Consider the following 26,000-nt stretch of genomic DNA (forward strand, 5'->3'; position numbering starts at 1 on the left):
CCCGTCGAGCAGCGGACTCACAACAGCAGCACCGTCGGCACCACGACCAGCGCCACGGCCGCGAGCCGCACGGCGAACCGGGCCGCGCGCGGCAGGGGTCGCGGTGGGGACTCGATTCGCGTCAACCGCTCCCCCATCGACGCCGAGAATCGCGTCAGCGCGGCGGACTCCGCACCGCCAGCGACCGATCGCAGCGCCCCCGCCAGCTCAGCAGGGCCGGCCTCGGCCGCCGCGACGTCGTCGGCGCGCATCTCGATCAATCGCGCGACCGCTCGCTGCGCGGCGACCATTCCCGGCACGCGACGTGCGGTCGCGCCCCAGGCGACGAACGGCAACACCACGAGGTCGTGCCGTTCGCGCAGGTGCGCGCGTTCGTGCGCGAGCACGGCGTCCAATTCGGACTGCGCGAGCGTCGTCACCGCACCGGCGCTGACGACGAGGCGGGACCGGGGTCCTGGCAGGCAGTACGCCACCGGGACCGGGTGGTCCAGCACGTGTGCCCCGGACGCCGATGGCCATGGCGTCGCGAGAACGTCCAGCAGGTCGCGGTGTTTGCGCCGCGCCCGCAACGTGCGGGTGGAAATCAGCCCAAGCACGCCAAGCAACCACGCGGCGACCACTAACGTGACCGCGAGGACGACATCGTGCAGCGGGCCGAGGTCGTGGAACTGCCCGGCCAGGATCGCGCGTCCTGCGGCCAGCAGGCCGTCGCCGAGCGGCGCGATGCCGAACGTGACACCCGCACCGAGCAGCGACAACCCGCCCGCCAAACCGATCGCCTGCCACAGCATCAACGCGCCGACCGGGTCACGCTCGGTCCACGCCGCGGCGGCGAGCCAGCGGCTGACTGGCTCGGCCAGGGCGATCCCGAGCGCGAGCAGGATCGGCCAGGCAGTGCTCATGGTGAACTCATGCCGGCTCAGTCCAGCAGGTCGCGCAGCGTCGAGCGGTCGTCGGGCGGCACCGAACCGAGGAAGCTCGCCAGCGCGGCACCGCGGTCAGGCGCGGCATCCAGAACGTCGCGCATCAGCTCGGCGATGTGATCCTCGCGGCTGGCGGTCGGCCGGTAGCGGTGCGCGCGACCGTCCTTCGCACGAGCGAGCAGCCCCTTGCGCTCAAGACGTCCCAGCACGGTCAACACCGTGGTCGTGGCCAGGTCCCGCTCGGCGAGCGCGTCCTGCACCTCACGGGCGGTCATCGGCTCGGGCGCGGCCCACAGCGCGTCCATGATCGCGCGTTCTAGATCTCCCAATGGCGGCACGCAAGTTATTCTACATCACGTAGAAGTTCTACAGCGTGTAGAAGTATGGTGACGTCATGCTGGATGATCTGACCGCCGCCAGGGAGCAGATGGCGTTCTCGCTCGGGTTCCACATCATCTTCGCGGTACTCGGCGTGGGGATGCCGTGGCTGATGCTGTGGGCGGAGTGGCGCGGCTTCCGCACCGGCGACGGCCGCTGGACGGCGCTGGCGCGACGCTGGTCGAAGGCGGTCGCGGTGTTGTTCGCGGTTGGCGCGGTCTCCGGCACGGTGCTGTCGGTCGAGTTCGGACTGCTGTGGCCGGAGTTCATGGCGCGATTCGGCTCGGCGTTCGGGATCTCGTTCACGCTGGAGTCGTTCGCGTTCTTCCTGGAAGCGATCTTCCTCGCGCTCTACCTGTACGGCTGGGACCGGCTCAGTCCCCGCGCGCACCTGCTGTGCGGCATCCCGGTAGCGGTGTCCGGGGTTGCCTCGGCGTTGTTCGTGACCACGGCGAACGCCTGGATGAACGGCCCCGTCGGGCTCGTCGAGGGTCCGGACGGCGAACTGGTGTCGACCGAACCGCTCGGCCCGTTCCTCGCGCCGACGACGGGGCCGCAGGTGGTGCACATGGTGCTCGCGGCGTTCCTGTGCACCGGGCTGGCGGTGGCGGCGGTATACGCGGTGGCGATGCTGCGCGACCCGGCCAAGCGGGACGGCTACCACCGACGCGGGTTCGCCGCCGGGGCTGTCATGGGACTCGGCCTCGCGGTACCGCAGGCCCTGGTCGGCGACTGGGCGTCGCGGGTCGTGGCCGAGTACCAGCCCGCGAAGTTCGCCGCGATGGAGGGACTGGAGCACACCACGGACGGCGCGCCGTTCTCCATCGGACCATGGGAGATTCCGAACCTGCTGTCACTGCTGCTGACGTTCGACCCGAATGCCCGCATCACCGGGCTGGACGTCGTGCCGCCCGCCGACCGGCCGCCGGTGGCGATCACCCATCTGGCCTTTCAGGTGATGATCGGCATCGGCGTCGCGCTGATCGCCCTCGGCGCGTACGCGGCATGGGCGTGGTACCGCGACCACCGGCGTGGCGCGCACGTCACCGACCGGCGCGGGCTGCTCATCGCCATGGCGGCCGCCGGCCCGGCACCGTTCGTGGCGCTGTTGGCGGGCTGGATCGTCACCGAGGTCGGCAGGCAGCCGTGGATCGTCTACCAGGTCATGCGCACACCCGAGGCGCTGACCAGCCAGACCGGCCTCGAGACGTACTTCTACGTGACCATCGTCGTCTACCTCGCGCTGTCCGTGGCGCTGGTGGCGATCCTGCGCCGCATCGCGGCGGGACCGCATCCAGCACCGGACCGCACGCCAGAAACGCGCGACCGGCACCGCGCCTTCAGCGACCAGTGGCACTGAGCGCGGAGCAAGCCCGTCGGCGTGTGAGACATAGCTAAGGAGCGCGGCATGACCACATCGGACATCTTGGCGCTGCTGGTGCTGGCCGGACTGACCGCCTATACCGTGCTCGGCGGGGCGGACTTCGGCGCGGGCCTGTGGGACCTCAGCCGCGACCGGCGGCAACGCGACCTCGTCGTGCGTGCGATGGGGCCGGTCTGGGAGGCCAACCACGTGTGGCTGATCTTCGTGCTGATCGCGCTGTTCTCCGGGTTCCCAGGCGGATTCGCGACACTGTCCCGCTCGCTGACCGGGCCACTGTCGATCGCGCTGCTCGGTATCGTGCTGCGCGGCGCGGCGTTCGCGTTCCGGCAGTACGGCGCGCCGCACGGCGGACCGCCGGTGCGCGGAACCGCGCTGTGGGGCCGGGTGTTCGCGGTGTCGTCGTTGATCACACCGTTCGCGTTCGGCGCGGCGGCGGGCGGGATCACCACCGGCGCGTTGCGCGCGGACGGCTCGGCGGGGTTTCTCGCGCCGTTCCTGGCGCCGTTGCCGTTGATCGCCGGACTGCTCGCCGTCGCAGCATGCGGGTTCATCGCGGCCGTGTACCTCACCACCGACGCCGATCGGGCGGGCGAGCCGGACCTGGTGGCGAAGCTACGCACGCGCGCGCTGGCGAGCGGGCTGGCCGCTGGAGCGCTGGCGTTGCTGGCACTTCCCTTGCTGCCAAAGGGGTTCCTCGACCGACTGCCATGGCTTGCCGTCGCGGTGAGTGTCCTCAGCGGTGCGCTCGCACTGGAGCTGATGCGGCGTGGCCAGTTCCTGCTGGCGCGGGTAGCGGCCGCGGGCGCACCGGCCGGACTGCTGACCGGCTGGGCGCTGGCGTTGTACCCGTGGGTACTTCCCGGCGAGGCGGCGCTGTCCCCCGCGCCATCGGCCACCGCCGGACTGATCGCGGGCGTGCTGATCGTCGGACTGCTGGTGGTGATCCCGAGCTACGTGTTCATGATCCGGGTGCTGCGAGCACCGGTAGATCGTACGGATGCCGTTACGGGCGTCGGCTGATATCAGTGGAACGTGACCGGCAGTTCGGTGAGGCCGCGGTTGCGGAACGACGGCTGCCAGCGCAGATCCTCGGCGGCGACCGCGAGGGTGCAGCCGCGCCGCAGCAGCGCGGATACCGTCACCGAGGTCTCCAATTGGCTGAGCCGCGACCCGAAGCTGCGGTGGATGCCGTGCCCGTAACTGAGATGCGGGTTCGGGGCCCTGCGCAGCCGCAGCTCATCGGGGTCGGCGAAGACATCTCCGTCGTGGTTGGCTGAGGCGATCCCCAGCAGGACGGTCTCCCCCGCTGAGATCGTCACGCCAGCGATGTCGACGTCGGTGAGCGGAAACCGGCGGATAGCGAACTGCAATGGCTGGTCGTAGCGAGTGAGTTCCTCGATGGCGCTGGGTAGCAGGGTCTCGTCGGCCCGAAGCTCGGCATACTGTTCGGGGTGGGTCAGCAACGCTCGCATGCCGTTGCCGATCAGGTTGACCACGTTCTCGTAGCCGGCCCACAGGCCAAGGAACACCAGCGATACCAGCTCGTCCTCGCTGAGCCGGTCACCGGCGTCGCGGACCGCGATCAGCTCCGAAAGCAAGTCGTCTGCCGGTTCGGCGCGCTTACGAGCCACCAGGTCGAGCAGATAGCGATGCATGTCTCCGACGGCGTCGCGCGCGGCCGTCGGAGCCTGACCTGGGCTCGGGGCGAGCAACGTGGTCGTCCACGTGCGGAACCGCGAGCGCTCGGCGGGCGGAACGCCGAACAAGTCACCGATGACCCGCACCGGAAGCGGCGCGGCGACGGTGGCGATCAGATCGACGGTCTCGCCGGGCGCGACGGCGTCCAGCAGCTCAGCGGCCGCCGCTTCAACCCGCGGGGCTAGCGCGGCCACCCGCTTCGGTGTGAAGGCACTGGCGATGAGCGAGCGCAGCCGGGTGTGATCCGGCGGATCCATGTTGAGCAGGTTCTCATCGAGTGCGGGCGGTAGCGAGTAGCCCTGGTAACCCCCGCGCGCGTTCTTCCGGTTCAGGGAGAGCCGCTCGTCTGCCAGTCCGGCACGGACGTCGTCGTAGCGGGTGATCAGCCATGCCTTCGACCCATCCGGCAGCGACACGTGGTGTGCCCCGCCCTCGGCACGCAACCGCGCGTACGTGGGATACGGATCGGCATGGAACGCCGAGTCGAACAGCTCGCTCATGATGTCTCCAGGGTTGCGAAGGCTCGGGCCACGCGCACCAGCCACGCGGTCTCCTCGCGGGATCCGTCGTTCGCGGGGTCCGGTACGGCGACGGTTGGTGATGGCGATGCCGGTACCGTCGCCTTCGCCCGTGCGGCGAGCGCCGTGGCGATGGTGACGGCTTCGGCGTGGGCGCGCCTGGCGTCGTCGGCTCCGGCATCACCGGCGTCAGCGACGTCCGCGCTGTGGTACGGCCGCAACCAGCGAATCCCGTCCCTGATCTCGATTACTCTCCGGTGCAGCCGGAAGTCGAGGTCACGGACCGCGCGCCGCCCCGCGTTCGGCTCGAGCGCCAGGTCAGGGTTGGCGCTGAGCAAGGCTCGCCACAACGGGTAGAGGTCCCGGTAGGCACGGTAGCGCCGCAGCCGCTCGCGGACGGCCCTGACCTGTGGCGCCCAGCCGGGCACGCTCCAGCCGACCAGCGCGAGGATGCCACCGACGCCCGCGCCGAGCCGGGCAAGGAACTCCCACCGCTGCGGATCGAGGTCAACCAGCTTGGCGACGACATCCGCGTACCGCACCGCGCAGTAGACGAGACCGCCGACAGCGCCTGTCGCGGCCAGCCGCAGACCGCGCCGCAACCATCTGCCGTCGACCACTCGGGCGTACTGGAAGCACCGCACAGCGATGAAGTACTCGGCTACGGCGAACGCGGTGACATACAACATCAGGTAGACGGAGTACAGACCCTCGCCCGCGAACCGCATCGCTGCCGTTGTGGTGTCTTCCTCGGTCAGGTCAGCCAGTGTGAACAGCACGACCATAGCGACAAGCACCCCGCCGAACGCGATCACCTGCCCGCGCACCCGCCGCGTGGCCCGCTCAGGTACGTCCTCCCAGAAGGTCAGCGCCGCGAGCTGGCTGGCGGCCACGCCGATAACGCATCCCTGGGACAGCACCAGCGCCAGGTTCGGCACACCGCTCGCGCTGCCGATCATCGCCCACACCCTCGGATCGCTGATGGTGAAGGTCAGCCCCATGAACAAGTAGAAGCACCCGACCGCGGCGGCCGCATGCCCACGGTCGCGACCGAGCAAGGCAGGGATCTTGAACAGCAGCCCAATCCATGCGACCGCGGCGCATAGCGGGTACAGGATGGCGTTCATCGCGATTCGGGATGGGACGAATGGTTGAGGGACCGGGCGATACGGCCGGCGACGTCACCACAAGACGTCGACGCTCCGGGGTTACGCAGCCGCTCCGCGAGCAGGAAAGCCATCACCTCGGCCTGCTGCTCCTGCTCGTCGCTGTAGGTGGTGCGGGCGACCATGTCGCGTACGAGTTGCGGGTCGATGTCGGGAAAGAACGCCGATGCGGTGTCTTCGTCGAGCTGACCGCTCCCACGGTGGCAGCAGATCATGTGTCCGATCTCGTGAAGAATGATGTGCTCCTGGTGCGCTCGAGTGGTGTCGGCGTCGTAGAAGATCCAATCGGCATCGGTCGCGGCGACCCATACGCCGCATGGTTGCGAAGCCATCAGCGAGACTGGCACGACACGCAGCGGCCGTCCCCTCGCATCGGACAGGTACCGGATCAGTGCCGGCAGATCCTCGCAGTCAGGCAGTCGGAGTTCGGCGAGCAGCGCGGCGCACTCGCGCCGCACCCGGCGCAGTTCCGAGCGCCTGGACACCGCCATCGCCTTAGGCCTCCGTCTCGTCATCAATCGGGGGCAAGCCCTGCTGGCGGCGGACCTGATCCAGCACGGCGGTGATGAACTCGATGTTGTCCTGCTGCAGCCCGACGGCGCGCTGTGCGATCCCGACCACGCCGTGCTTGCGCAAGGTGTCCAACTGCTCCAACTGCCGACGCACCCGCTCACCGTGACCATCGTCGTCATCGAAGAAGTAGCTGGTGCTCACGCCGAAGAACCGTGCGAGTGCGACAAGCAGATCCGTCGACGGGCTGGTGCGCTTGCCGGTGCGCAACATCGACAGGTATGCCCCGCTGACTCGCAGATCAGGATCGAGTTGCTTGATCCCCTCGGCGACCTTGGCGTTGGACCATTGCTTGCCTTGGGGACGGCTAACCCGGAACAACCGATCCAGACGGGCAGCAAGCCGTGCGCCATCGCCGTCCGACATCGCAACCCCCACGATCTCCCTGCGTCGATAAGGCCGAATAAGTGTGGCACGGTAACCATCAGTTGACAAAGCGTGGCAACACCCCGCTATTATCCGGACCCTGCGCTAACTGCCAGTTATGTCAGTTATTACTGGGGGTGTGCCGTGAACTGGGTATCGCCAGGGATCACGGGACCAGCCGCAGGCGGGGCTGTCGCACGATTCTCGGCGTGGGGTGCCGAAGACGTGCGGCGGCTCCGCAACACGGCCCGTAGCGACAGCTTTCGGTACTCGATTCTCACGCCATACCCCGCAGCAACTCCTGGACCGGGGCGTCCGCGTGGATGGGTATGCCAAGCGCGCGAGCATTGCTCTCGATCAACGCGAGGATCGAGTCGGCCAGCCTGCTGCTGACCTCCGCCGGAGCCACGACGGAGGCCGGGTCGCTTCGCCAAGCATTGACCACCCCGTCCACCAGGCCGATCACCCCGAACGCCATCGGCCTCGCGAAGGACGTGTCCTTCCCGAAATGGGCGAGCGCTTCGGTGAACAGGGCCGCCAGCTGCGCCGCGATGGCATCGCGCGCTCCGCTGACCACCGACGATCCGGTGGCGCGTTCGTGGTGCCGCCCGGTGCCGAGAAAGTGATGCAACCGCGGATGCCGCTCGACCCAGCTGAGGTAGGTGCCCACGGCGTGCCGGACGGCTTCGGCGACCGTGCCGCCCGGGTGCAGCGCTGGCTCCAGCTCCGCCAGCAACATCTCGAGGATGCGAGCCCTGATCTGCTCGTCGAGGTCCGTGCGCCCGTTGAAATGGCGGTACACCACCGGCCTCGGCAACCCCAGCCGGTCGGCGATCTGCTTCACCGTCACGCCGACGCCGTGCCGCTCGATCGCCTCGATCGCCGCGTCGAGCACGTCCAGCCTGCGCCGCGCGTTGTGTTCATCCCACCGGCTACTTCTGCCGTCGGCGGCGTGGCGTTCGGTCACTCGTGACACGTCGAGAACGATACCGCCACCCACTTGCCTGATACACGATGTCTCACTTAATGTAGGTGTGACACGAAGTAATAGATACTTGCGAGCAAGGGAGCTCGGTCATGGCGAACACGGTCGGCAGCGACCCGCGCGAGAAGGTCGCGCAGCGGTTACTCGGCGGCTCAGTGAAGCGGTCCTACGACCCAGACGTCGACATGGACTGGGACGCGCCACTCGATCCGGACAAGTTCTTCCTGCCGGCCGAGGTGCTGTCGCTCTACGGCACGCCGATGTGGCAGCGGATGACACACCAGCAACGCCAGGAACTCTCCCGCCAGGAGTTGGCGAACGTTCTCAGCGTCGGCATCTGGTTCGAGAACATCCTGAACCGGATGCTGTTGCGGGATCTGATCGACGAGGACCCAACCAGCAAGCACGCCCACTACACGCTGACCGAGATGGGCGACGAATGCAGGCACATGGTGATGTTCGGCAGGGTGATCGACCGGGTCGGCGCCAAGCCGTACTGGCCGAAGGGTCTCGACGCGCTGTTCGTCAAGGCGTTGCCGTTCTTCCTGCGCAGGTCGATGGTGTGGACCGGGGCGCTGCTCGGCGAGGAGATCTTCGATGCGCTGCAACGCCGCATCATGGCCAACCCTGACCTGCAGCCGCTGGTCGCACGGCTGATGCGGATCCACGTCACCGAGGAGGCCCGCCACATCCGCTTCGCACGGGAAGCCATCGCCCGCGACGCTGGCACCCTGCCCGCGTGGGAGCGCCGCTACACCCAGACGTTGACGGCGATCGCCGCACCGCTGTTCGCCGACATGTTCACCAACCGGCACATGTACCGGCGCGCCGGGCTCGACGCCCGCGAAGCCAAGCGCGAGGCGATGGCCAACCCGCACTTCCGCCAAGCCCGCGAAACCGGCGCCGCCAGCCTGGCCGAGTTCCTCGACGACGTCGGCCTGATGGGCAGGCACACCAAGGCGTCGTGGCGGCGGTGGGGATTCCTGGCATGAGCGAGGACTACCGCGGCCCCGCCACACTGGCCTGCGGCGACACCCACATTCCGGTGAGCGTGGTGCTCGGCGGTCACCGGGAACCGCTCGACGGCAAGTTCCACTGGTACGGCCGGATCAACACCGATGCCCGGGTGCGGTCACTCAAGGAGTCGGGGCGCTCGGACGTAGCCGTGACACTGCCTGACGGCGACCCGACGCCCGCCAAGCTCGGTGAGATCGACCCGTGGGGGCACGTGCGCGTCACCGGCGTCGGCACGCCGCCGTTCCCGCTGGAGACGCTCGAGGACATCGAGGGCTCGCTCGACGTCTAATCGAACGGCTGCCGCCTCGCGACACTAGAGCCGACCGGCCTGGCTCACCGATGAGCACTCCACCGAGGCGTCGGCGTTGTCAGCCTCGCTTACGTTCCCGGAACGCGGCGGCTTTGACCCGGTTCTGGCAGGCGGTGGAGCAGAACCGGCGCGTGCCGTTGCGGGAGGTATCGACGAACACTCGATCGCACGCCGACGCGGTACACACGCCGAGCCGGTCGTGCACCGGGTTGCCCAGCACAACGGCAAGTCCGGTCGCCATCGACGCCGCGCAGTTACGCGCCCACTCGTCGTCGATGGCGTGAAAGTGCAGGTGCCACGGCTCGTTGTCGTGCCGGGCGAGCACCGGCGCCGCGCGCGTCTCCCACAACACAGCGTTGGTGCGCTCACAAGCGTCGTCCATATTCCCCGCGTCGACGTCGGCGAATACCGCGTAGAGGCGCGCGGCGTACTCACTCAACTGGTCGATCTCGGCCGCGGTCGGCACGTGGCCAGGCCGGGAACTGCGGGGGCTCAACAGGCGCCGCAGTTCGTCACGGGGATCAGTCACACGGTATTCGCGACCGCGCGCGTGGCCCGGCACCAACAGGTTGACCACCGCGACGGCGGTCGCGACCACATCGCTTGTGTGACTGTCAAAATTCACTTGACCAGTTACTCCTAGCGCCGTAAGTTCGTCACTACTCAATACGATAATGACAGTGACGGAGGGGACCGTGACTTATCAGATCAACGCACCGACCGTACCCAGCGACGTCGCCGCGACCTGGCTGCGCCGCTGGGACACGCAACAAGAGCGCTACATCGCCGATCGCGAGGAACGATTCGCCGTCATCTGCGACATCGTTGACACCGTGCTCGCGGACGAAGCGGAACCTGTCATCGTCGACCTCGGCTGCGGACCCGGCTCCCTTGCCGCGCGGCTCCACGAACGGCGTCCCACGGCCCGCATCATCGGCATCGACTCGGACCCGCTGTTGCTCGCACTGGCGCGCTCGCACTACGGCGACGTCGCGGATTGGATCGATGCCGACCTCAGCGGGACGGCATGGCACGATCAGCTGCCACCAACCATCCACGCCGCCGTGTCCACCACCGCGCTGCACTGGCTCGCGCCCAATCAGCTTGCCGAGCTGTACCTCACCCTCGGCAGCCTGATCGCGCCGGGCGGCGTCTTCGTCAACGGCGACCACCTCGGACTGGGTGACGAGCGGATGCACACGCTCGCTCGGACGCTGCGCGATCGCAGAGCCCAGCGCGTCGGCGTGCGGGACAACGAGGAGTGGCACGCCTGGTGGGACACCATCCTCGCCGATCAGCACTTCACCGACGTCGCTCGCGACCGAGCGCAGCGGCTCAGCGCGCCCAACACGCCGTCCCCCGCTGGCGACTCGCACAGCCACGGCGACAACGGCGTCACCCTCGCCGAACACATCGATCTGTTGCGAAACGCCGGCTTCGGCAGCGTGTCACCGCTGTGGCAGGTCGGCGACGATCACGTGCTCGCCGCCGTGCGGTAGCCGCCGTCCGACGTCGTGAGAGCGACCGTGTAATCCTCGAGGTCCACACGGGACAGCTGACGGACGTACTGGGTGGCGAAACCGGGATACATGGTGGCGTTGAAGCCGTCCTCGGTGAGATACCAGCTCTGGCACCCCGAGTTCCAGGTTGTGGACTCGAGCCGCCGCTGGATATCGCGGTTGAACTCGTCCTGCCTGTCCTTGCGGACGTCGATAGCGCGCACCCCTTCGGCACGCATCAGCCGGATCGCGCTGACGATGTAGTCGATCTGCGCCTCGTTGTAGACAAGCACGGAGTTGTGGCCGGGCCCGGAGTTCGGGCCAAACGTGAAGAACAAGTTGGGAAACCCGGCGACGTTGACGCTCTTGTACGCGTACGCACCAGTGGCCCATTCCTCGCCGAGAACGCGCCCACCACTACCGGTGATCGGAAATGGCGTACCGGTCTTGCTCACGTCGAATCCCGTGGCGAAGACGATGCAGTCGAGTTCGTGCTCAACGCCCTCGGCCGTGCGGATGCCGTTGGGCGAGATCGCATACATCGGCCAGGTGATCAGCTTGCAGTTGTTCTGCTGCAGGGCCGGATAATAGTCGCTGGTCATCAGGATGCGCTTGCAGCCGATGCGGAAGTCAGGGGTGAGCTGGCGGCGCAACCACTTGTCCTTGACCGTGAGCCGCAGATGCGCCCGAGCTATGCCTTGCACGGCTGTGGTGGCAACCGAATCCCACACCACACCGAGTGCCACCACCTCGTGCAGCCAGAACAGCGCCTGGCGGGCCGCGCTCTGCACGGCGGGACGCCGCCGGAACGCGGCATTGAGCCAGTGCGGATGGGGCGGATTGGGTTTGGGCAGCACCCACCCTGGCGTCCGCTGAAACACCTTCACGCTGCTGGCCCGTTCGACCAGTTCCGGCACGATCTGTACCGCACTCGCGCCGGTGCCGATCACACCGACACGCTTGTCGGTGACGTCGTAGTCGTGGTCCCACCGTGCACTGTGGATGGTCTTTCCGGTGAAACCGTCGATGCCGGGAATATCCGGCCAGTCTGGATTCGCCAGCGGCCCGGCGGCCATGACCGCCGTCCGCCCGGTGAAATCGCGACCGTCCTCGGTGTGTGCGGTCCACGTAGCGGACTCGTCGTCGTAGTGCAATCCGATGACGTTGGCGCCGAAGTGGATGTGCGGACGGAGATCGAACCGCTCCACCATGGAGTCGATGTAGGCCAGGATCTCGGCGCTGCCGGAGTAGGCCCTGCTCCAGTCGGGGTTGGGCACGAAGGAGAACGAGTACATCAACGACGGGATGTCACAAGCGGCGCCGGGGTAGGTGTTGTCCCGCCAGGTACCGCCAACCTGACTGCCTCGTTCCAGGATGACGATGTCGGTGATTCCGGCTTGTTTGAGGCGGATCGCGGTGCCGAGACCGGCGAAACCGGCGCCGATGATGAGCACGGTATCTGTCATGCTGCTGCCCTTCGCCTGGGATGGTGTGCTCACTTGGCCACCGGTTCGTGGGTGAGTTCCTTCGACCAGGACGGCTGTTTGCCCATCAGCCGCGCCGGGATGCGGTTGGTGACCTTGACCATCGGATCGGCGAGGTAGCGGTGGTAGCCGTGGCCACGGTCCACGACCATCCGCGCCTGTGCCTTGAACACGTGATACACCGGGATCCGTTTGGTGTTCTCGCTGCGGTCACCGTTGCTGACGAAGCGCTTGACGGCGTTGTAGAGCTTGTGCTCGGGCAGCCCCATGGCCGCGATGTTGTCCCGCATCTTGTTCAGCAGCGGCACGAACACCACGATCAACCCGAGCAACATGTGCGGCTGCATCGCTGAGGCTGTCTCGATGAGCAGCCTGCGCGCGGGACCGGCGCCGACCAGGTCGAGCACCTGGAAGTCCACGGCGATGTGCCGGGACTCGTCGGAGTTGATGTGCCGGAACACCTCGTGGCACAGCGGATCGGCGACCTCGTCGAGCAGGAACTTCACCAGGGCGCCGTCGAGTGCGCATTCCAGCATGGGAATGAGCGTGGCGAGCGCGCTCAGCGGGATGTCGTCGCCGTAGGTGTCCAGCACCTTGATCGCCATCCGGATCTGGGTGTTCGGCGCGGGCTGTTCGCCGTCGGCCAGCATGCCCCAGCGCCGCATCAGCGCCAGTTCGGCATTGGCATGCTTCTGCTCCTCGGCGTGGAAGTACTCGTAGATCCGCTTGACGGTGTCGTTCGGGGCCTTCCGCGCCAGCGCGGCGAATCCGCGCGCCCCGATGTTCTCGATCCACACCAGATCGGACATGAATTGCTTGAGCTGAGGCCGTTGCTCCTCGGTGATCAGGTCGGCGCCGGGCGCGTCCCAGTCGATATCGGCCAGCGACCATTGCTTGTCCTTGATGGTGCGCAACATGGTGTCGAAGTCGAACGCCATTGTTCTCTCCCCTTCTGTGGTACGGCCACGGAATTACGACGACGGCAGCACTCGGCCGAGCAGGCCGAGTGCGCGGGTATAGGGCACGGGCAGCAGCCGCTTCATGCGCCAGATCAGGCGTGCGTCCCACTGCGGCACGACGTAGAGACGTCCCCGGTCGTGCGCGTCGAGGGTGGTCCTGGCGATGTCGTCCGGCGAGGCACCGGTTAGCCGCATCAGCCGGTCGGCGAGCCGGGTGGCCGCCGCACCGATCAACTCGCCCGAGGTGATGTTGGTCGTGACGAACGTCGGACAGAGCACGGTCACCGCCACACCAGTGCCGGACAGTTCGGCGGCCAGCGTTTCGGACAGCGCGAGCACGGCGGCTTTGCTCACGTTGTAGGCGCCCATCCGGGGTGCGGCGGCGAAACTCGCGGCGGAGGCGACGTTGATGATCCCGCCGCCCTCGGCGAGCCGAAGCCACGGTGTGAAGACATGACAGCCGTGAACGACACCCCACAGGTTCACGCCAAGGGTGCGCCGCCAGTCGCCGAGCGGGGTCTCCCCCACCACGTCACCACCCGCGCCGACGCCGGCATTGTTGATCACGAGGGTCGGCTGCGCGCCCAGCCAGTGCTCCGCGGTCTCGCTCAGCTCCCACACCTGCTGTTCGACGGCGACGTCGCAGGTCACCGCCAAGCCCTGCGCACCGAGCGCTTCGATCATCCTGACGGTCTCTTTGGCACCGCGTTCGTCCACGTCCGCGCACACGATGCGGCCGCACCTGCGGGCGAGTTCCAGCGCGAAAGCACGGCCGATACCGCTGCCGGCGCCGGTCACCACCGCCCGCGCATGGTAGGTACGGGCATCCACGGGACGCCTCATGAGGCCACCTCCAGCTCAGCAGGAATCGTGTCGAGTTCGGCGTCTACGAACGCCGCCGCCTCCGCCAGCGCCCGTCCGGCTTCCGGAACGAGCACTGGCAGGGCCTGGAAGACATGCATCTGGTCTGGCCACACGTCCAATTCGCACCGGCCGCCCGCGGCGCGGATGCCATCCGCGAGATGCTCGGCATCGGCGGTGAGCATCTCCCGCTCACCGGCCTGGATCAGGGTGGGCGGAAACCGCCGCGCCGAGGTGACGTCCAGCGCAAGCCGGGGATGTGCGGGGCTAGCGTCCCTGGTGTAGAGCGCGACCAGCCGACGCGCGCGGTCAGCGGAGATCATCGGGTCACGGCGCCGGGTTTCTCGCTCACGGGCAAAGCCGAGGCTGAGGTCGATCAGCGGCGAGAACAGCACCATCGCCGCGGGCGGGGTCGCGCCGCGCCGGAGTAGCTCCAGCACGAGGTCAACGGCGAGGTGGCCGCCGGCGGAGTCCCCTGCCAGCACAATTCGCTCCGGTGGGAACCCCTGGCCGGTGAGCCAGTCGAACGCGGCCCGCACGTCCTCGGCCGCTGCCGGAAACCGGTGTCCTGGTGCCAGCCGATAGCCGCAGGCGAACACCGGCACCCCGGCCCGCACCGCCAGACGCGTTGTCAGGCCTCGGTGGGTGCGCGGGGAGCACACCGTGTACGCACTGCCGTGGAGGTACAGCACCACGGCACTCTCGCGATGCTCACCGGGCGGGCGCACCCATTCGCCCCGGACCCGCGTCCCACCAGGCGTGGCGACGTCGACCAGCTCGATTCCGGTGTCTCGCTCGGCAGGTCCGAACAGGGCTAACGAACCCGCCACGATGCGGCGGAACAGCCACACCCGGCGATCGGTAGCGGGAACCGCCGTGGTGAACGGGCGCAGGGTGGCGGCGGTGACCTTGGCCAACGCTCGTGCCTGCCAGGAACCTCGGCCGCGACGTGATCGGTCGGGCGGCGCATCCCGACATTCTGAGGTCGCTTGCCCTCTCTGATGGCGCATGCCCTCAGATTGAGCGAGGCGGATAACCTTGTCAAGATGAGGTGGTGGGCAGCACAAAGAAGAAGTCCGGCATCTACGGCGGACTCAGTGCGGAAGAGCGCAAGGCCGAGCGGCGCGAGAAGCTGATCAACGCTGCCCTGAGCATCTGGCAGGAGCACGGCTGGGCGGCCGTCACCATGCGCGGTGTGTGCGCACAGGCTGGGCTGATCGACCGGTACTTCTACGAGAGCTTCAGCGACCGGGACGCGCTACTGGCCGCGGCATGGGACCACGTCCGCGACCAGACCCTCGCCATGCTGCTCCACTCGATCGCCGACAAGTTCGACCAGCCTCCGCTCGCTCAGCTACGGACGGCCATCGAAGCCTTCGTGCGTCACCTCGTAGCCGATCCGCGCCGGGCGCAGATCTTCTTCGGCGAGCACGCGGGCAGCGAGGTGCTCGAGCGCCGCCGCCACGACACGCTGCAACGCGCCACCGATCTACTCACCGAACAAGCCCGGCCCTTCCTGAAAGCCGGCGTCGACGAGGACGAGTTCCGAATGACCGTCTTGATGGGAATCGGCGGTTTCGTCGAGCTCATCACCGCCTGGCAATCCGGCATCGTCAAGGTCGACGCCGATCAGATCATCGAGCGGGCCGCCCAGTTCGGTTCCGTCCTCGGCAGCCAGTTCCTCCCTGACGAGTTCACACGCTGATCGTTCGCCGACTACGCGGATGCGGTTCCTCACGGAATCCGTTTCGCCTCGCACAGGAAGGCCATCGGACCGCGGCCGATCCGGGTCAGCACCACGCTCAGCTCTGCGGGGCCACGCAGCTTCAGCCGGGGCCGCAGCGCGTTCGGATCGACGTCGAGACCCCTGACCAGGATCTCCACTCGACCGACGTCCAGTTCCCGCAGCCGAGAACGCAGTTCCTTCTCTCGGTACGGCCCGAACTCCAGCACGTGGAACGCGCGGATGCCAGGCGGCGGTTCGTCGCCGGTCAGGTAGGCGATGCGCTCGTCGAGTTGCCACAACCCGTGCCGCGCCGCGTAATGGCGCACCAGCCCGGCCCGCACGACAGCGCCATCCGGATCGATCAGCCACTCCCCCGGCTCGCCGACCTCACAGTCGTCCGGCTCGTCATCGGAGATGGACCAACTCTTCCCCGAGTTGCGCAGCACGGTCGCCCGCCGCCCCGCGGTGGCGACCGACCCCGCCCACAGGCACGCCTCCCGCACTTGGCCGTCCAGCGACACGACCTCGAACTCGTCCGCCCACGGCACCGCGTCCGGATCGATACCCGGCGCGGACTTCACCACGAGGTCCCGGCCCCGGTACGCCGCAGCGAGCGCGTCGAGCGGCGGCTGGAAGTCATCCGTCCGCCAGCGCCTGCGGCCGCGCGCGTCGCGGCGAGCGGGGTCGGCAACGACGACGGCGTCCCGGGTGACCGGGCGCAGCGCGTCCGCGCGCACCAGCGCGGGCGCGACACCCGCGCGTTCGCAGTTGTGCCGCGTCATGGCGAGCCGGACCTCGTCCAGGTCGGAGCCGACGCACCGGCTGGCCGTCGCCGTGATGGGCACCAGGTCCGACCCGATGGAGCAGGTGACGTCGTGCACGTCGCGGCCAGCGAGGCGTTCCGCACGGCGCTGGGCGACGGCGGTGGGGCTCGCCTGCTGCAATGCCTCATCGGTGAGCAGCCAGTCGTCCGACAAGTCCAGTTTGGACGCGGCTTTGCGCCGCAGCAGCACGGTCTCAAGCACGGCGGCCGCCCGGTCCTCGCCGACCAGTTCCCTGGCGCGCCGGACGTCGCGCAACCGTGTCGCGTCGGTCAGCTCCAGATCGGCACACGCGACGACGGCGTCCGTCCCCGCTGCCGAGCGCAGGAACGCGACGTCGTCCATGGTGAAGGCATACCCCACGGCGCTGACGCTACCGGGCACACATCACCAGACCGGCGAGGCCCCGCGCGCATAGTTGATCAACTTACCGCGCGCCGTGACCATCACAATCGGACGAATCGGACACGACGTGGTCACAGCGCGCAGGGAGTTGATCGACTCGGACCACCGGCAAACCCACGGCCGCGACGGTATAGACAGCCACTCGAACTACGCTAATATCTTAGCGAGTGCATTCTTACTCATAAATAAGCTAGGGGATGGACATGGCACGACGCGGGACTCCACAGCCCGACGCGGTCGATCTGATGCTGGAGCAATGGCGCCGCGAGCGCCCCGATGTCGACACGTCGCCGCTGGGCGTGTTCGGCAGGCTGCACCGCTCATTCAACCGATACCAGAACCAGCTCACCAAACTCTTCGACAGCTACGACCTGAGCATGGCCGGGTTCGGCCTGCTGGCAGCGCTGCGCAGGCTGGGCGCACCGTACCGCTGCACGGCTGGCCAGCTCGCCGACACCATCCTGCTCTCCACCGGCGGTATCACGCAGCGCGTCGACAAACTGGAGACGGCGGGACTGGTACGCCGCGACCGCGACCCAGTCGACCGCAGGGTGGTCTACGTCGAGCTGACCGACAAGGGCCTCGCCTTGATCGACGAGGTCGCCGCGGCGCACTTCGCCAACGAGGCGCGCATGCTGAGCGGGCTCACACAGTCGGAGCAGGCGCAGCTCGCGAAGTTGCTGAGCCGCCTGGAGCACTCGCTCGATCTGGCGGAAATGAGCGCCAACTCCAGCACCGGAACATAGCCTCCAGCGGAGTGCCTCATCGAGCACGCCGCGACCCAGCGCGAAGCCGCCCCAACCAGGCGGCCGCGTGGCACGGCGACCAACCCGCCCCAGACAGCGCTCAACCCCGCGCCCAGGGCAACGGCTCCTCGTTGAGCCCGAAGTACACGCTCTTCTGCCGCTGGTAAGCACGGATGCCGTCCCGCCCCTTCTCCGTGCCGATCCCACTCGCCTTCATCCCGCTGAACGGCGTGGCGATACTGAATTGCTTATAGGTGTTGATCCACACAGTGCCAGCCTCGATCCGCCGCGCCAGCGACCACGCCGTGCGGTAATCCCGCGTCCAGATCCCGCACGCGAGCCCGTACACCGTGTCGTTGGCCTGCTCCACCAGGTCGTCGACGTCGTCGAACGGCAGCACCACCCCGACCGGGCCGAAGATCTCCTCCTGGCATGTCTTGCTGTCGTTGGCCAGCCCGGCAAGCAGCGTCGGCAGGTAGTACGCACCCCGCGCGAGCGCCGGGTCATCCGGGACGTCGCCGCCGCAGAGCACCCGCGCGCCTTCCTCGCTGGCGCGGTCGACCAGCGCCGCCACCCGGCCGCGGTGCGCGAACGTCGCCAGCGGTCCCACCTGGGTCGCCGAATCGGTACCCGGCCCGACCCGCAGCGATGTCGCCGCGCGCACCAGCCGGTCGACGAACTCCTCGTGGACGTCGCGGTGCACGAAGATCCGTGACCCGGCGATGCAGCTCTGCCCGGTCGAGGAGAAGACCCCGTACAGCACCCCGGCGACGGCGTGGTCAAGATCGGCGTCGGCGCACACGATCGTCGGCGACTTACCACCCAGTTCGGTGGTCACCGGCATGACCTTGTCGGCGGCGAGCCTGCCGATGAGCCGCCCGGTGTCGGTGCCGCCGGTGAACGACACCTTGCCTACCTTCGGGTGCCGCACGATCGCCTCGCCGACGACCCTGCCAGCACCCGGCAACACCGAGATCAGCCCCGGCGGAAACCCTGCTTCCAGCAGAAACGCCCCCAGCGCGAGCGAGACCAGCGGCGTCACCTCGGCCGGTTTCAGCAGCACGGCGTTGCCCCCGGCGAGCGCGGGCGCGACCTTCTGCGCGTCGCTGGCTATCGGCGAGTTCCACGGCGTGATCGCGCCAACGACGCCGATCGGCTCGTACATGCTCATGGCCAGGTGTGGCCCACGCGGCGGCGTCAACTCCGAGGATGCGGTTTCCAGCGCGGCGGCGTAGAACCGGAACGTCCCCGCGGCACTGCCAACCAGCGCGCGAGTCTCCGCCAGCGTCTTGCCGGTGTCGCGAGTCTGCAGCAGTGCCAGGCGTTCGGTGTCCCGCTCGATGAGGTCGGCTGCGGTGGCGAGCAGCCGCGCCCGCTGGTGCGGCAGCATGTCGCGCCACCCGGCTTCCGATGCCGCTCGCGACGCCCGCTCGGCAGCATGGTCGACGTCGTCAGCATCGGCACCGTGCAGCCTGGCGATCACCTCGCCCGTCGCGGGGTCGACCGTCTCGATGATCGGACCGTGACCGTGCCGCCACTCTCCCGCGACCAGGATCTCGCCGGGTGCGTCCCGCGAACCCGCCATGACAACTCCTCCACTCACCTAGTTAGCTTACTTCTAAGATTTATCGGATACCGAGACCATGCGCAAGCCCTCCCGATAGCGCACCCGCACGCACACCCCCTCTTAAAGGCCCTATTCACCGAGCAAGCGCACGAGGGCTTGCCATCAGGGCCAGCCAGTGCTACAAGTTTAGAAGTAGTTCGTTTAGCTCTAAGAGATCTAGTGAGGTGTGGACATGAGCGCCCCTTCGGACACGGCCGTGGACCTGGAGACGTTGATCGACTCCTGCATCGCGAGCAAGAAGTCGCGCGACGAGGACTGGGACACGCTGGGCTTCCAAGCCCAGGCGGGCGAGCAGTTCCGCCGCGCGCAGATTCGCTACATCGGCTCCGGCGCGACCGGCGACCACTCCGGCGACGACCGGATCCTGCCGTCGGAGCACTTCACGTTCTCCAACATGCGGCTGCCAGTCGGCGCGATCGGCCCCGAGCACACCCACCACGACGTCGAAGAGGTCTTCTTCGTGCTGGAGGGCAACCTCGAGGTCACCGTGCACGACGTCGAGGACGGCACGAAGACCGCCAGCCGCGTGCTCGGCTACCGCGACCTCATCCGCGTACCGGCAGGGGTTCCGCGCAGCCTGCGCAACATCGGTGACGTCGACGCGCTGTTCTGCGTGATCATCGGCGCACAGCGGCCGCAGCTGCCCACCTACCCGTCGACCTCGCCGATGCACGGCCTGAGCCGGGACTGATCCCAGACGGCGGGAAATACGAGGTGAGGGACATGGCCATCACGTTACGGGTGCAGCAGACGACCTGGCTGGCACACGGCGTCGTGCGCGTCGACCTGCGCCACCCGGGAGGCGACGCGCTGCCGGAGTGGCAACCGGGCGCACACCTGACGCTCCACCTGGCGAACGGGCTGCAGCGGCAGTACTCGCTGTGCGGCGACCCCGCTGACCGCCACGTCTACTCCGTCGCGGTGCTGCGCGAGCCGGCGTCGCGGGGTGGCAGCGCCTGGGTGCACGAGCGGTTGACCGCGGGCACCCTGCTCGACGTCGACGGCCCGAGGAACAACTTCTCGCTCACCGAGGCCGAGCGCTACCTGCTCATCGCGGGCGGCATCGGCATCACCCCGATCCTGCCGATGGCGCGACACCTGGCTGCCCGCGATCGGCCGTGGCAGCTGCTCTACTGCGGCCGATCGCGGGATTCCATGGCGTTTCTGCCCGAACTGACGCGCGACGAGGTCAGGGTGCACGCCGACGACGAGCGCGGTGGTCCGCCCGATCTGGCATCGGCGCTCGCGGACGTCGCCCCGGGCACGGCCGTGTACTGCTGCGGACCCGAGCCGCTGCTCGCCGCCGTAGAGCAGGCCGTGCCCGACGACGTCGACCTGCATGTCGAGCGGTTCCGGCCCGCCGCATCCCCGGCGACCGCCGCCGAGGACACCACCTTCGACGTCGTCTGCGCCGGATCGGGCACGCGCGTGCGGGTCGACGCGGACATCTCCATCCTCGACGCGCTCGCCACGGCGGGTGTCGCCGTGCCCAGCTCATGCCGCGAAGGGGTGTGCGGCACCTGCGAGACCAAGGTGCTCTCCGGTGAACCGGACCACCGCGACGTCCTGCTGACCGACGACGAGAAGGCGTCGGGCGCCACCATGCTCCCCTGCGTCTCCCGCTGCCGGTCGTCCGAACTCGTCCTCGACCTCAGCTAGCGGAGCCGATCATGAAAGCCTGCGTGAACTTCCGCCAGCGAGCCATGCTGCGCGCCGTCGCGGCCGGGCACGCCGAGATCACCTGCAGCTGCGAACCGGACCTCTACGTCGACGGCCTGCCGTGCTGCGACCAGACGGCCGCCCGCGAGCTGGTGCGCGCAGGACTGCTGCGAGCAGCCCGGCCCGGCCGCGTCGGCCAGCGGGTGCCCGCGCTGCTCACCGAACCTGGCCACGCGGCGCTGTCCGACCAGCTCGACCGCGCCGGCTGAGCCCCTGACTAACGAGGAGAACCCGACATGTCGCTCACCTTGCGACCAGTGCAGACCCGGACCCATCCCCCGGCCAGCTACGAGAACGCGCTCGCCGACGAGCTGGAGTCGATCTACGGCAGGGGCGTGCACGACCTGCCGGGCGTCGTCGCCGCGCTCAACGACAGCGGCGTCCGCCCGCCGGCCGGCACTGACTGGACCGAGGAGTCGTTCACCGCCGAGCTCGCCCGGCTCGGCGGCCCCGAGGAGGCACGGCCATGATCGCACCGACCCAACCACTCGACACCGCCGAAGGCATCCTCGCGCTGGGATTGCGCGACCGCTGGTACCCGCTGTGCCCTTCCGAGCAGGTGCGACGCGGCGAGCTGACCCGCATCGACCGTGCGGGCGAGGAACTGCTGCTGTGGCGCGACGCCAGCGGCAGGGTGCACGTCCAGGAGGACCGCTGCCCGCACCGGGGCGCACGGCTCTCGCTCGGCGTGCACATGGGCGATCGGATCGCGTGCAACTACCACGGCGTCCAGCTCGACGCAGCAGGCACGGTCGTGTCCGTGCCTGGTAGCCCCGGCTGCTCGCTGGAGGGCAGGCGGGCGCTGCGCACCTTCCCCGCCGAGGAGCACGCGGGCGCCATCTTCGCCTGGTTCGGCCTCGACGAGCAGACCCCGCCCGCCCCGCTGCACATCCCCGACCCGATCGCCGACGGGGGAGAGTGGGCGCACTTCTTGTGCTACGTCGAGTGGGACGCGCCTTACCTGTACTCGCTGGACAACCTGCTCGACCCGATGCACGGCGCGTTCCTGCACCGCGATAGCCACACCATGTTCGCGGGCAAGCAGGAGGCGGAGTTCCAGATCCGCGCCAACGACAACGGCTTCGTGTTCGAGAAGACCGACCAACGCGGCGTGAACTTCGACTGGGTGCAGCTCACCGACGCGGGCGCGCAGTGGATCACCCTCGACATCCCCTACCCCGACACCGCCGGTCCTGGCGGTCCCTTCACCATCGTCGCCGCGCTGGTGGCGATCAACGAACACCAGCACGCCGGGTTCTTCTGGCGCTGCCGCAAGGTGACCGGCTGGCAGCGCGACTCGTGGCGCTTCCTCTACCGCAACCGGCTGGAAGCCAGGCACTGGCAGGTGCTGGAGCAGGACCGGGGCATGGCCGAGGCGATGCCCGCAGACGCCTGGGCGCGGGAGAACCCCTACCAGCACGACATCGCGCTGATCCGGATGCGCCGCATGCTGCGCGCCGAGGCGAGTAAGCAGGCCGGTGCTCGCACCCAACCCGCGAACGGCAAGGCCGCCGCCGCCAGCCAGCCCGCCACCCACTGAGAGCGCTGAGAACAGGAGCACCCGATGACGTCGACTACCCCAGGGCCCATCGCGCGGCTGCGCGCGCTGCGCTCGGTCACGCTGCGCTCCACCGCCTGCGCCGACGCGGCCGAGTTCTACCACGAAGTGTGGGGACTGCGGCCGGTCGAGCACGACACCGGCGCGGTGTGGCTGCGCGGCACGAGCCCCGAGCACCACGTGCTGCAACTCCAGCAGGCCGAGCAGAACGCGCTCGGTAAGGTCGCCTTCGCCGTCGCCACCCCGGCCGACGTCGATGCGGCCGCCCACCGGCTCGCCGCGCACGGCGTGCCGCTCGTCACCGAGCCGGGCAAGCTCGACCAGGTCGGCGGCGGTTACGGGCTGCGGTTCGCCGACCCCGAGGGGCGGCTGATCGAGCTGTCCGCCGACGTCGACGCCGTCGTGCCGGACGACCCCGACGGGCATCCAGCCGTGCCGCGCAAAATCGCGCATGTCGTGCTCAACACCGCCGACATCGACACCGCCTGCGAGTTCTATACCCGCGTGCTCGGTATGCGGATCTCCGACTGGTCCGAGCACCAGATGGCGTTCCTGCGCTGCAACGCCGACCACCACGTGATCGCGTTCAACCAGGCGGAGTTCCCGTCGATCAACCACGTCGCCTACGAGATGCCCTCGATCGATCACTTCATGCGCGGCATCGGCAGGCTGCGGCACAACGGCATCACGCCATTGTGGGGACCCGGCAGGCACGGGCCGGGCAACAACACCTTCAGCTACTTCGCCGACCCGGCAGGGCTGGTCTGCGAGTACACCTCCGAGGTGGAGCAGATCGTGGAGGATGCCTGGCTGTGCCGGGTGTGGCGGCGCACCCCCGAGCTGTCCGACCTGTGGGGCACGGCGGGTCCGCCGTCGAAGGACGTCCGCGCACACATGAAGGGCGTGCCCGACCCCGGCTACACCGCGTGGTGGCAGGCATGAAGGTCGGCGTACTTGGCGCGGGCGCCATCGGCGGGATCGTCGCGCGGGCGCTGCGCGACGGCCAGGTGCCTGGTGCCGCGTTGACCGGCGTGGCCCACGACGGCGCCGCCGATCCCGACGGCCTGCCGGTGCTGGCCATGCCCGACTTGATCGCTGGCTCCGACCTGGTCGTCGAGGCGGCGGGGCAGCACGCGCTGGCGGAGCACGGTCCCGCCGTGCTCGATGCGGGCACCGACCTGCTCGTGGTCTCCGTCGGAGCACTGGCCAACACCGCGCTGTTCGACCGGCTCCTCGCAGCAGGCCCGGGTGCGCTGCACCTGTCTACTGGCGCGATCGGCGGCCTTGACCTGCTCCGCGCCGCCGCGCGAATGGCGCCGCTCGACCGGGTGGAGATCGTCACCACCAAGCGCGCCACCAGCCTGATCCAGCCGTGGATGGACGACGCCGAACGCGCAAGGCTGCACAGCGCGACCGCGCCCATCGAACTGCGCCGCGGCCCGGCCCGCGATATCACCGCGGCCTTCCCCAAGTCGGCCAACGTCGCGGCGTCGGTGGCCCTCGCGGCTGGCGACTGGGACGTCGTCGAGGCTGCCGTCGTCGCCGACCCGGCCGCCGCCACCACCTCGCACGTCATCACGGCCGACGGTGCGGCGGGCGAATACCGGTTCGAGATCCGCAACCAGCCATCCCCGCAGACCCCGACCAGCAGCCAGGTCGTGCCGTACGCGGTGCTGTCCGCACTCACCGCGCTGGCCACACCGAAGGGAGCGTTCCGGTGAACGTGAACGGCATCCACCTGCACACCGCTGGCGACACCGGCTCGCCTGTACTGCTGCTGCACGGCATCGGCGGATCGGGCCGGTCGTTCGACGCCCAGCTACCGGAGCTGGGGCGCGGGCACCGAGCCTTCGCCTGGGACGCCCCTGGATACGGCGCTTCCGCCGATCCACATGGCTATCCCGGCATGTCCGGCTACGCCGCCAGCGTCGTCGACGTGCTGGACGGGCTCGGTGCCGACAGCGCCCACCTGGTTGGCGTGTCCTGGGGTGGGGTCATCGCGACCCGCACCGCGCTGCTGCACCCCGACCGGGTGCGCTCGCTGGTGCTAGCGGACTCCACCCGGGGCTCCAGGCTCACCGAGGAGTCGGCCTCGCGGATGCGTGCCCGCGCGCGAGAGCGCGCCAGGCTCGGCAGGCTGGCGTTCGCCCGGGAACGCGGTCCCCGGCTTACCGCCCCTCACGCCAACCCGGACGTCGTCGAGCAGGTCATCACGCTGATGAGCGAGCTGCGGCTACCCGGGTACGCGGCGGCGGTGGAGTCGATGGCCGAGACCGACCATTCCGACGCGCTCGCGCACCTGAGCGTGCCGACGCTGGTGGTGGTCGGCGCGCAGGACCGCGTCACAGGGGTGGCCGAGAGCCGGGCGCTCGCCGAGGGAATCCCCGGCGCGAGACTGCGGATCATTCCCGGCGGCCACGCCGCCAACCAGGAGCACCCTGGCGAGTTCAACGCAGCCGTACGCGAGTTCCTGTCCGACGTGGACAGTGCGGTGCCCGCTGGGCCCGCCTGCCAAGCGGGAGGTGCCTGATGTCGCTGCACGGCAAGCGCATCGTCGTCACCGGAGCGGGGCGCGGGCTCGGCTATGCCATCGCCGCCGCGATCGGCGCGCATGGTGGGTCGGTGGTGCTCGCCGAACGCGACGCGGAGCTGGCCGAGCGGGCCACGGCGGAACTGACCGCAGCGGGCGTCGACGTCACCCGGGTCGATACCGACGTCGCCGATCCGGATTCCGTGCGCGGACTCGCCGAGCGGGTGGCCGAGACCGGCGGGACGGACGGGCTGGTGAACAACGCGGCACTGGCCGACGGTGTTGGCGGCAAGCATTTCGCCGAACTGGACGTAGCCGCATGGGACCGGCTGATGACCGTGAACGCGCGCGGCCCGTGGCTGGTGTCGGCCGCGCTGTATCCGCAGCTCGCCGCGCGGTCGGGACGGATCGTGCAGCTCGCCTCCGACGCCGCGCTGTACGGCTCACCCCTGCTGGCGCACTACATCGCGTCCAAGGGCGCGGTGATGGCGCTGACCAGGGCGATGGCCCGCGACGCTGGCCCGGACGGCGTCACCGTCAACGCCGTCGCGCCTGGCCTGACCGAAGTCGAGGCCACCGAGGCGGTGCCCCAGGAGCGGCACCAGCTCTACGCCCACAATCGGGCGCTGGACCGCGCCCAGCAGCCTGAGGACGTCGTGGGTGCCGTGACCTTCCTGCTCTCCGACGCCGCATCGTTCATCACCGGTCACACGCTCGTCGTCAACGGCGGGTTCGTCTTCAGCTAGGAGC

At 68.9% G+C, this 26,000-nt stretch carries 30 protein-coding genes; 16 read left to right on the top strand and 14 right to left on the bottom strand.

Annotated elements, in window-relative coordinates:
- Positions 1 to 17 precede the first annotated feature (17 nt).
- Together AMYHA_RS20495 and AMYHA_RS20500 are read right to left on the bottom strand one after the other, a co-directional pair.
- Positions 18 to 902, bottom strand: coding sequence for a M56 family metallopeptidase (locus tag AMYHA_RS20495; protein WP_034273654.1), 885 nt, complete (start codon positions 900 to 902; stop codon positions 18 to 20).
- Positions 903 to 919: 17 nt separating this feature from the next.
- Positions 920 to 1,261, bottom strand: a complete 342-nt coding sequence (locus tag AMYHA_RS20500; protein WP_034273657.1) for a BlaI/MecI/CopY family transcriptional regulator — start codon at positions 1,259 to 1,261, stop codon at positions 920 to 922.
- A 56-nt stretch (positions 1,262 to 1,317) separates the two neighbouring features.
- On the opposite strand from AMYHA_RS20500, the gene AMYHA_RS20505 reads away from it, so the two are divergent.
- The gene (locus AMYHA_RS20505) at positions 1,318 to 2,661 is read left to right on the top strand and encodes a cytochrome ubiquinol oxidase subunit I (protein ID WP_051400128.1); all 1,344 of its coding nucleotides are present in this window, start codon (positions 1,318 to 1,320) and stop codon (positions 2,659 to 2,661) included.
- Between the two features lie 48 nt (positions 2,662 to 2,709).
- Positions 2,710 to 3,705 carry a cytochrome d ubiquinol oxidase subunit II gene (locus AMYHA_RS20510; RefSeq protein ID WP_034273659.1) on the top strand — a complete coding sequence of 332 codons (996 nt, stop codon included), beginning with the start codon at positions 2,710 to 2,712 and terminating at the stop codon, positions 3,703 to 3,705.
- 2 nt (positions 3,706 to 3,707) lie between these two features.
- Here the strand turns inward: AMYHA_RS20510 and AMYHA_RS20515 are convergent, their stop codons facing one another.
- The 5 genes from AMYHA_RS20515 to AMYHA_RS20535 all read right to left on the bottom strand — a co-directional run bounded on the left by AMYHA_RS20515 (position 3,708) and on the right by AMYHA_RS20535 (position 7,979).
- Entirely contained in the window at positions 3,708 to 4,883 is a 1,176-nt protein-coding gene (locus tag AMYHA_RS20515; protein ID WP_034273661.1) for a cytochrome P450 family protein, read from the bottom strand.
- Positions 4,880 to 6,028 (bottom strand): MAB_1171c family putative transporter, encoded by a 1,149-nt coding sequence (locus AMYHA_RS20520; protein ID WP_034273664.1) that lies wholly within the window; start codon positions 6,026 to 6,028, stop codon positions 4,880 to 4,882. The genes AMYHA_RS20515 and AMYHA_RS20520 overlap by 4 nt, the downstream gene beginning before the upstream one ends.
- Positions 6,025 to 6,558, bottom strand: a complete 534-nt coding sequence (locus AMYHA_RS20525; RefSeq protein ID WP_034273667.1) for a hypothetical protein — start codon at positions 6,556 to 6,558, stop codon at positions 6,025 to 6,027. Before AMYHA_RS20525 ends, AMYHA_RS20520 begins: the two co-directional genes overlap by 4 nt.
- Before the next feature lie 4 nt (positions 6,559 to 6,562).
- On the bottom strand, positions 6,563 to 7,015 hold the full coding sequence (locus AMYHA_RS20530) for a helix-turn-helix domain-containing protein (RefSeq protein ID WP_231104841.1): 453 nt from the start codon (positions 7,013 to 7,015) through the stop codon (positions 6,563 to 6,565).
- Positions 7,016 to 7,280: 265 nt separating this feature from the next.
- Positions 7,281 to 7,979: a TetR/AcrR family transcriptional regulator gene (locus AMYHA_RS20535; protein ID WP_034278173.1), complete on the bottom strand. Its 699-nt coding sequence runs from the start codon at positions 7,977 to 7,979 to the stop codon at positions 7,281 to 7,283.
- A 101-nt stretch (positions 7,980 to 8,080) separates the two neighbouring features.
- On the opposite strand from AMYHA_RS20535, the gene AMYHA_RS20540 reads away from it, so the two are divergent.
- On the top strand, positions 8,081 to 8,980 hold the full coding sequence (locus AMYHA_RS20540) for an AurF N-oxygenase family protein (RefSeq protein ID WP_034273672.1): 900 nt from the start codon (positions 8,081 to 8,083) through the stop codon (positions 8,978 to 8,980).
- Complete coding sequence (locus tag AMYHA_RS20545) at positions 8,977 to 9,294, top strand: DUF4873 domain-containing protein (RefSeq protein WP_034273675.1); 318 nt, start codon at positions 8,977 to 8,979, stop codon at positions 9,292 to 9,294. Before AMYHA_RS20540 ends, AMYHA_RS20545 begins: the two co-directional genes overlap by 4 nt.
- 79 nt (positions 9,295 to 9,373) lie before the next feature.
- Here the strand turns inward: AMYHA_RS20545 and AMYHA_RS20550 are convergent, their stop codons facing one another.
- Entirely contained in the window at positions 9,374 to 9,940 is a 567-nt protein-coding gene (locus tag AMYHA_RS20550) for a CGNR zinc finger domain-containing protein (RefSeq protein ID WP_034273677.1), read from the bottom strand.
- A 70-nt stretch (positions 9,941 to 10,010) separates the two neighbouring features.
- Between AMYHA_RS20550 and AMYHA_RS20555 the strand changes: the two genes are divergently transcribed.
- Complete coding sequence (locus tag AMYHA_RS20555; protein ID WP_231104842.1) at positions 10,011 to 10,814, top strand: class I SAM-dependent methyltransferase; 804 nt, start codon at positions 10,011 to 10,013, stop codon at positions 10,812 to 10,814.
- Here AMYHA_RS20555 and AMYHA_RS20560 read toward each other — a convergent pair.
- The 4 genes from AMYHA_RS20560 to AMYHA_RS20575 are packed head-to-tail and all read right to left on the bottom strand — an operon-like array spanning position 10,790 to position 15,035.
- A complete protein-coding gene (locus tag AMYHA_RS20560; protein WP_051400469.1) occupies positions 10,790 to 12,280 on the bottom strand; it encodes a flavin-containing monooxygenase in 1,491 nt (496 codons plus the stop codon). The genes AMYHA_RS20555 and AMYHA_RS20560 overlap by 25 nt on opposite strands.
- Before the next feature lie 29 nt (positions 12,281 to 12,309).
- Positions 12,310 to 13,236 carry a reductase gene (locus tag AMYHA_RS20565; protein WP_034273679.1) on the bottom strand — a complete coding sequence of 309 codons (927 nt, stop codon included), beginning with the start codon at positions 13,234 to 13,236 and terminating at the stop codon, positions 12,310 to 12,312.
- A 33-nt stretch (positions 13,237 to 13,269) separates the two neighbouring features.
- Positions 13,270 to 14,100, bottom strand: coding sequence for an SDR family NAD(P)-dependent oxidoreductase (locus AMYHA_RS20570; protein ID WP_034273681.1), 831 nt, complete (start codon positions 14,098 to 14,100; stop codon positions 13,270 to 13,272).
- Entirely contained in the window at positions 14,097 to 15,035 is a 939-nt protein-coding gene (locus AMYHA_RS20575) for an alpha/beta hydrolase (protein ID WP_051400130.1), read from the bottom strand. The genes AMYHA_RS20570 and AMYHA_RS20575 overlap by 4 nt, the downstream gene beginning before the upstream one ends.
- A gap of 137 nt (positions 15,036 to 15,172) precedes the next feature.
- Here AMYHA_RS20575 and AMYHA_RS20580 point away from each other — a divergent pair, with 137 nt between their 5' ends.
- Positions 15,173 to 15,823 (top strand): TetR/AcrR family transcriptional regulator, encoded by a 651-nt coding sequence (locus tag AMYHA_RS20580; RefSeq protein ID WP_034273683.1) that lies wholly within the window; start codon positions 15,173 to 15,175, stop codon positions 15,821 to 15,823.
- Between the two features lie 29 nt (positions 15,824 to 15,852).
- Here the strand turns inward: AMYHA_RS20580 and AMYHA_RS20585 are convergent, their stop codons facing one another.
- Positions 15,853 to 17,028, bottom strand: coding sequence for a THUMP-like domain-containing protein (locus tag AMYHA_RS20585; RefSeq protein ID WP_034273686.1), 1,176 nt, complete (start codon positions 17,026 to 17,028; stop codon positions 15,853 to 15,855).
- A gap of 245 nt (positions 17,029 to 17,273) precedes the next feature.
- On the opposite strand from AMYHA_RS20585, the gene AMYHA_RS20590 reads away from it, so the two are divergent.
- Positions 17,274 to 17,816, top strand: coding sequence for a MarR family winged helix-turn-helix transcriptional regulator (locus AMYHA_RS20590; protein WP_034278185.1), 543 nt, complete (start codon positions 17,274 to 17,276; stop codon positions 17,814 to 17,816).
- Positions 17,817 to 17,916: 100 nt separating this feature from the next.
- On the opposite strand, the gene AMYHA_RS20595 is transcribed toward AMYHA_RS20590, so the two are convergent.
- Positions 17,917 to 19,401 (bottom strand): aldehyde dehydrogenase, encoded by a 1,485-nt coding sequence (locus AMYHA_RS20595; protein WP_034273689.1) that lies wholly within the window; start codon positions 19,399 to 19,401, stop codon positions 17,917 to 17,919.
- 214 nt (positions 19,402 to 19,615) lie between these two features.
- Between AMYHA_RS20595 and AMYHA_RS20600 the strand changes: the two genes are divergently transcribed.
- Genes AMYHA_RS20600 through AMYHA_RS20640 form a run of 9 tightly spaced genes read left to right on the top strand, consistent with a single transcriptional unit; the run spans position 19,616 to position 25,996 of the window.
- Entirely contained in the window at positions 19,616 to 20,134 is a 519-nt protein-coding gene (locus tag AMYHA_RS20600; RefSeq protein WP_034273691.1) for a cupin domain-containing protein, read from the top strand.
- A gap of 32 nt (positions 20,135 to 20,166) precedes the next feature.
- Positions 20,167 to 21,102 carry a PDR/VanB family oxidoreductase gene (locus tag AMYHA_RS20605; protein ID WP_084037397.1) on the top strand — a complete coding sequence of 312 codons (936 nt, stop codon included), beginning with the start codon at positions 20,167 to 20,169 and terminating at the stop codon, positions 21,100 to 21,102.
- Between the two features lie 11 nt (positions 21,103 to 21,113).
- Entirely contained in the window at positions 21,114 to 21,371 is a 258-nt protein-coding gene (locus AMYHA_RS20610) for a hypothetical protein (protein WP_051400131.1), read from the top strand.
- A 27-nt stretch (positions 21,372 to 21,398) separates the two neighbouring features.
- Positions 21,399 to 21,632 carry a recombinase-like helix-turn-helix domain-containing protein gene (locus AMYHA_RS20615; RefSeq protein WP_034273697.1) on the top strand — a complete coding sequence of 78 codons (234 nt, stop codon included), beginning with the start codon at positions 21,399 to 21,401 and terminating at the stop codon, positions 21,630 to 21,632.
- Entirely contained in the window at positions 21,629 to 22,702 is a 1,074-nt protein-coding gene (locus tag AMYHA_RS20620; protein ID WP_034273699.1) for an aromatic ring-hydroxylating oxygenase subunit alpha, read from the top strand. Before AMYHA_RS20615 ends, AMYHA_RS20620 begins: the two co-directional genes overlap by 4 nt.
- A gap of 24 nt (positions 22,703 to 22,726) precedes the next feature.
- The gene (locus AMYHA_RS20625) at positions 22,727 to 23,662 is read left to right on the top strand and encodes a VOC family protein (RefSeq protein ID WP_034273701.1); all 936 of its coding nucleotides are present in this window, start codon (positions 22,727 to 22,729) and stop codon (positions 23,660 to 23,662) included.
- A complete protein-coding gene (locus AMYHA_RS20630; protein ID WP_034278187.1) occupies positions 23,659 to 24,441 on the top strand; it encodes an aspartate dehydrogenase domain-containing protein in 783 nt (260 codons plus the stop codon). Before AMYHA_RS20625 ends, AMYHA_RS20630 begins: the two co-directional genes overlap by 4 nt.
- Complete coding sequence (locus AMYHA_RS20635; protein WP_051400132.1) at positions 24,438 to 25,250, top strand: alpha/beta fold hydrolase; 813 nt, start codon at positions 24,438 to 24,440, stop codon at positions 25,248 to 25,250. Before AMYHA_RS20630 ends, AMYHA_RS20635 begins: the two co-directional genes overlap by 4 nt.
- Complete coding sequence (locus AMYHA_RS20640) at positions 25,250 to 25,996, top strand: SDR family oxidoreductase (RefSeq protein WP_034273703.1); 747 nt, start codon at positions 25,250 to 25,252, stop codon at positions 25,994 to 25,996. Before AMYHA_RS20635 ends, AMYHA_RS20640 begins: the two co-directional genes overlap by 1 nt.
- Positions 25,997 to 26,000 lie beyond the last annotated feature (4 nt).

Origin of the sequence: Haloechinothrix halophila YIM 93223 (genome assembly GCF_000504245.1) — a bacterium.
GTDB lineage: Bacteria > Actinomycetota > Actinomycetes > Mycobacteriales > Pseudonocardiaceae > Haloechinothrix_A > Haloechinothrix_A halophila.